Origin of the sequence: Synechococcus sp. CB0205 (genome assembly GCF_000179255.1) — a bacterium.
Taxonomy (GTDB): domain Bacteria; phylum Cyanobacteriota; class Cyanobacteriia; order PCC-6307; family Cyanobiaceae; genus Vulcanococcus.
In genome coordinates this window covers 1-1,188 of record NZ_ADXM01000077.1, presented here as the reverse complement: position 1 = coordinate 1,188, position 1,188 = coordinate 1, and the positions used below count along the sequence as shown (strand labels likewise).

At 51.7% G+C, this 1,188-nt stretch carries 2 tRNA genes and 1 rRNA gene; all 3 read right to left on the bottom strand.

The window, feature by feature from the left end:
• Positions 1-351: 351 nt before the first annotated feature.
• A tRNA-Ala gene (locus tag CB0205_RS0113970) sits at positions 352-424 on the bottom strand.
• 25 nt (positions 425-449) lie between these two features.
• Positions 450-523: transfer RNA gene (locus tag CB0205_RS0113965), tRNA-Ile, on the bottom strand.
• Between the two features lie 174 nt (positions 524-697).
• Positions 698-1,188: ribosomal RNA gene (locus tag CB0205_RS0113960) — 16S ribosomal RNA — on the bottom strand; the annotation flags it as partial.

Genomic DNA, 1,188 nt, shown 5'->3' with positions numbered 1-1,188 from the left:
GCATTACTGCTCCAGTTAGAAACAAGGATCAAACTCCCCGCTCCTCGGCGGATTGGGAAGAACGCTAGAAGGTCTCGGCTCTCAAAAATAGAATAATCAGTTCATCAATCGCCTTGCGGCGAAAGACGTTCTGATCTCTATGAGATGCTTTTGTCTTTCCAGACTCACCTATGCAGTTGTCAAGGTTCTGCTAAATCCTCTCCCTTTCAGGAGTGAATTCAGCATCAGCTCAATCCGTGATCGGAGATGAGCTGAGGCTGAATACGACTGGACGAACCAGTGGATTCTTTCGAACAACGTCTAGTCACCGACCAAGAAGCTCTTCCTGGCTTAGGAGTTCAGTAGTGTTAGTGGAGGTTAGCGGACTCGAACCGCTGACATCCTGCTTGCAAAGCAGGCGCTCTACCAACTGAGCTAAACCCCCAAATGATCCAAAATGGATTTTGGAATGGGCCATCCTGGACTTGAACCAGGGACCTCACCCTTATCAGGGGTGCGCTCTAACCACCTGAGCTAATGGCCCAGGAAGTGAACCCTCTATGGGGTGACCTAGACAACGTTTAGGAACTAAAAATCAATCGTTGTGCAGTCTTGCGACTCACAGGATTGAAGTTGAGGTACCGATCGACCTAAGGTGACAGGATTTCGGCCTAAGAATAAAAGTACTCAGGCATCAAAATCGTTGTTTGTCTCCCTGTTAGGAGGTGATCCAGCCGCACCTTCCGGTACGGCTACCTTGTTACGACTTCACCCCAGTCATCAGCCCCACCTTCGACGTCCTCCTCCACAAGGGTTGGAGTAACGGCTTCGGGCGTGGCCAACTTCCATGGTGTGACGGGCGGTGTGTACAAGGCCCGGGAACGTATTCACCGCAGTATGCTGACCTGCGATTACTAGCGATTCCTCCTTCACGTAGGCGAGTTGCAGCCTACGATCTGAACTGAGCCACGGTTTATGGGATTTGCTAGCTCTCGCGAGTTCGCTGCCCTTTGTCCGTAGCATTGTAGTACGTGTGTAGCCCAGGATGTAAGGGGCATGATGACTTGACGTCATCCACACCTTCCTCCGGTTTATCACCGGCGGTCTCGCTAGAGTGCCCAACTAAATGCTGGCAACTAACGACGTGGGTTGCGCTCGTTGCGGGACTTAACCCAACATCTCACGACACGAGCTGACGACAGCCATGCA